This is a genomic window from Streptomyces sp. NPDC006283, from assembly GCF_040613325.1.
Lineage (GTDB): Bacteria > Actinomycetota > Actinomycetes > Streptomycetales > Streptomycetaceae > Streptomyces.
Genome location: NZ_JBEXRZ010000364.1, coordinates 1 through 3,864 on the forward strand (window position 1 = coordinate 1; position 3,864 = coordinate 3,864).

The following is a 3,864-nucleotide window of genomic DNA, read 5'->3' on the forward strand; positions in this document are numbered from 1 at the left end:
CAGGGTGGCGCCGGTGAACATCGCGTGGCGGACGGATGGCAGGGTGGTGCCGGTGCGGCGGGCGGCGTCGGCGAGCAGCCCGTGGAGCGCCGGCCCGTTGTCATCCGTCACGGTCACAAGTCTCCACCTTGTGGAGTAGGCCTCCGCTCACCGGATCGACCCTCCGGTTGACCCATGCACCTATCGGGCTTCCCTACTCTGGGTTACGTGCAGCGCCTCTATGACTTCCTCCGCAGACACCCCACGGGCGTCGACGCCTTCTGGGCTGTCATGCTCCTCGGGTTCGCCTCGATGTGGGTGACCCAGGTGCCGGGAGGGCCCGGGCCGGTGATCGCGGCGTCGGTCATCGTGCTGGTGCTGTGTCTGGTGGTCGCGCTGCGCCGCCGTATGCCGGAGCAGATGCTTGTCGTCGCCGCCCTGGCGGGTGTCGCGCAGCTCGTGTTCGACGTCGACGTCAATCCGGCCGACTTCGCCATGATGGTCATCATCTACACGGTCGCCGCGACCGGCGGTCCGCGGTGGGCGTCCAGGCTCGCGCTGATCGGCGGGCTGTCGGCGGCGTCGCTGGCGCAGATCCGCTGGCCGGAGGAGTCGACGAGCACCCTCGGCCGGATCTTCATCACCGTCATCATGAGCCTGCCGTTCGCCCTGGCGTGGGTGCTCGGAGACTCGATACGCACCCGGCGCGCCTACTTCGACCAGCTCGAGGAGCGCGCCACCCGCCTGGAGAAGGAACGCGAGGCGCAGGCCAAGGTCGCGGTCGCGGCCGAGCGCGCCAGGATCGCCCGGGAACTCCACGACGTCGTCGCCCACAACGTGTCGGTCATGGTGGTGCAGGCCGACGGCGCCGCCTATGTGCTGGACGCCGCCCCCGACCAGGCCAAGCAGGCGCTGGAGACCATCTCGAGCACCGGCCGCCAGGCCCTCGCCGAGATGCGCCGGCTGCTCGGCGTGCTGCGCACGGGCGACGGCCCGGAGAGCGGCGAGTACGTCCCCCAGCCCGACGTGCAGCAGATCGAGGACCTGGTCGAGCATGTGCGGGGCGCGGGCCTGACCGTGGACTTCAAGGTCGAGGGAACACCGCGGCCGTTGCCCAGCGGCGTCGAGCTCACCGCGTACCGCATCGTGCAGGAAGCGCTCACCAACACCCGTAAGCACGGCGGCCCGGAGGCGGGGGCGAGTGTGCGGCTCGTCTACTTCGACGACGGGCTGGGGCTGCTCGTCGAGGACGACGGCCGCGGCTCGTCGCACGAACTGTACGAGGACGGCGGCGCGGACGGCCGTGGCCACGGCCTCATCGGGATGCGCGAGCGCGTCGGTATGGTCGGCGGCACGCTGGACGCCGGACCGCGGCCGGGCGGAGGCTTCCGCATCAGCGCGCTGCTGCCCCTCAAACCCGCCCACTAGAGCCACAACGGCCACCAGAGCCACTACAGAACCAGGGACGGAACAGACATGTCCATCCGTGTGATGCTCGTCGACGACCAGGTGCTGCTGCGCACCGGCTTCCGCATGGTGCTCGCCGCCCAGCCCGACATGGAGGTCGTCGCGGAGGCGGGAGACGGCGCGGAGGCGATCGAGGTCCTGCGGGCCACGGCGGTCGACGTGGTGCTGATGGACGTGCGCATGCCGAGGCTGGACGGAGTGGAGGCGACGCGGCGTATCTGCGCGGAGCCGGGCGCGCCCAAGGTGCTGATCCTCACCACCTTCGACCTGGACGAGTACGCCTTCTCCGGGCTCAAGGCGGGCGCCAGCGGCTTCATGCTCAAGGACGTGCCGCCCGCCGAGCTGCTCGGCGCGATCCGGTCCGTGCACAGCGGCGACGCGGTCGTGGCGCCGTCGACGACGCGGCGGCTGCTGGACCGTTTCGCGCCGATGCTGCCGAGTTCCGGTCCCGAGCCCCGCCAGAAGGAGCTGGACAGGCTGACGGAGCGGGAGCGCGAGGTGATGCTGCTCGTCGCCCAGGGCCTGTCCAACGGCGAGATCGCGGCCCGGCTGGTGCTCTCGGAGGCCACGGTGAAGACCCACGTGGGCCGCATCCTCACCAAGCTGGGCCTGCGCGACCGTGTGCAGGTGGTGGTGCTCGCCTACGAGACGGGTCTCGTCCGGGCGGGCGGCGGGGCGGTCTGATCCGCCGTGCTGCTGTGGATCGGGCCGGATCGAGCCGGATCAGGTCTCCGGATCGGGTCTGCCGGCTCTACCTCAGGACCGTCTCCAGGAAGTCGCTGCCCAGTCGGGCGACCACTGTCACGTCGAGTTGATGGAGCACATAGCGACCGCGCCGCCGGGTCGTGACCAGCTTCGCCTTCTTCAGCAGGGACAGATGGCGGGACACCTCCGGCGCCGTGATGCCGAGGGAGTCGGCCAGCTCGCTCGTCGTGTACGCGGCGCGGCCGAGATTGCGGCACAGCCGCATGCGCAGGGGGTGGGCGAGCGCGTCCATGCGCAGCTTCAGCAGTTCGACGGAGGCCGCGCCCGGCAGCTCGGGGGCTCCGATCGGGTACTGGATCACCGGCTGCCAGCCCGGCGCGTGCAGCACCATCAGATGCGGCCAGCCGAAGCTGGAGGGCACCAGGGTGAGACCGGCGCCGACTGCGGGGTCGGTGGCGGTCGTCCGCCCGTCCGCGAGCTTGTCGGCGCTGATCCTGGTGCCGCCCTCGTCCAGAGTGAGCGCGGGGGAGACGGCGTGCAGTGCCTCCGCCAGGCCTCTGCGGCGCAGCAGTTCGGTCTTGTGGCGGGCGTCGGCGGCGAGTTGGGGGGAGACGCGTTGCCAGGTGTCGGCGAAGAAGGCGTCCTCGCAGTCCTCGAACAGCCGCCGCAGCCACGTCCGTACGGAAGCCGGATCGGTGAGCAGCCTCCGGGTGAAGTCCAGTTGGCGGGGGCCTCGGTTGGCGGCGAGCTCGAGCGCGTGAGCGCGGCGGGCGGGGTCCACGAGCGGCGAGGGGGCACCGGTCGAGTAAGTGCTGGCGCAGGTGAACTCCAGCGCCGACGAGACGAACCGCTCGTCGTCGAGCCGGTCGAGGAGGTCGAGTTCCCCGGCGAGGCTCGCACCGATGCGTCCGTGGCGCGTCGGCAGCCCGGCGAACGGCATGAAGATGTCGGAGAACGTCGACCGCCACAGGAAGTCGGCCTCGTGCAGCCGGTCGGCGAGGTCGGGCTTGAGTCCGGCGGCCGTCGCCGTCGCCCAGCCGTGCAGTCCCGGATGGTGCCCGGGCTCGGAGAGCGCGTGCAGCGCCACGCCGAGCTCGGCGAGGGGCGAGATGTCGAAGACGATGCGCTCGGGGGGCAGCCCCGTGATGTCGATGGTCACGCTCACGCCCTCCATGATGCGGGTGCCGGCGAACAGGCACGTCGTCGTTTGACGTGGCTCGTCAATCGGCGCGACGCGGGAGGCGGGGCGGGCGGAGCGTGGGGCCATGAACGCGACGCAGCAGCACATGATCGACGCGTACCGGACCGCGCGGAGGGGCGAAGCGCCACCGCCCCCTCCCGGCGACCACGACCTGCGGACGATCCGCGAGGCCTGGACCTACCGCCGCTTCCGCGCGGTGTTGGCGGGCCGCCGCGTATGCGCCGCGGCCGGCGGCCGGGCGGCCTGCTGACAGCCCAGCGGCGCGGTCCCGCCGCCCGGCCACGGCCGGTGGCTGTTCGCGCGGGCGGGCCGCAGGCCCCGGCGGCGTAAGCCGTGGCTTCCTGGCCCGGGCCGGCCGGGGGCCCCGGCGACGTAAGCCGTAGCTTCCGCGCCCGGGCCCGGACCGGCCCTGGCCCCCGGCGACGTAAGCCGTGGCTTCCCGGCACGGGCCGGCCACGGCCCGCCGCCCAGCCACGGCCGGTGGCTGTTCGCCGGGGCCGACCGGGGGCCCC

Annotated in this window: 4 protein-coding genes; 3 read left to right on the forward strand and 1 reads right to left on the reverse strand. The window is 72.4% G+C overall.

The window, feature by feature from the left end; genetic code table 11:
* Nucleotides 1-207: 207 nt before the first annotated feature.
* Both ABZ070_RS35910 and ABZ070_RS35915 read left to right on the forward strand, forming a co-directional pair.
* Nucleotides 208-1,407, forward strand: a complete 1,200-nt coding sequence (locus ABZ070_RS35910; protein WP_356640242.1) for a sensor histidine kinase — start codon at nt 208-210, stop codon at nt 1,405-1,407.
* A 48-nt stretch (nt 1,408-1,455) separates the two neighbouring features.
* Nucleotides 1,456-2,130: a response regulator transcription factor gene (locus ABZ070_RS35915; protein ID WP_356640244.1), complete on the forward strand. Its 675-nt coding sequence runs from the start codon at nt 1,456-1,458 to the stop codon at nt 2,128-2,130.
* 67 nt (nt 2,131-2,197) lie between these two features.
* Here the strand turns inward: ABZ070_RS35915 and ABZ070_RS35920 are convergent, their stop codons facing one another.
* Nucleotides 2,198-3,310 carry a DUF5937 family protein gene (locus ABZ070_RS35920; RefSeq protein WP_356640247.1) on the reverse strand — a complete coding sequence of 371 codons (1,113 nt, stop codon included), beginning with the start codon at nt 3,308-3,310 and terminating at the stop codon, nt 2,198-2,200.
* A gap of 106 nt (nt 3,311-3,416) precedes the next feature.
* On the opposite strand from ABZ070_RS35920, the gene ABZ070_RS35925 reads away from it, so the two are divergent.
* The gene (locus tag ABZ070_RS35925) at nt 3,417-3,602 is read left to right on the forward strand and encodes a hypothetical protein (protein WP_356640246.1); all 186 of its coding nucleotides are present in this window, start codon (nt 3,417-3,419) and stop codon (nt 3,600-3,602) included.
* The last annotated feature ends 262 nt before the right edge of the window (nt 3,603-3,864 follow it).

Coding starts and splice junctions, on each gene's coding strand:
- ABZ070_RS35915 (WP_356640244.1), top strand. CDS start 1,456: ATGTCCATCCGTGTGATGCTCGTCGACGACCAGGTGCTGCTGCGCACC.
- ABZ070_RS35925 (WP_356640246.1), top strand. CDS start 3,417: ATGAACGCGACGCAGCAGCACATGATCGACGCGTACCGGACCGCGCGG.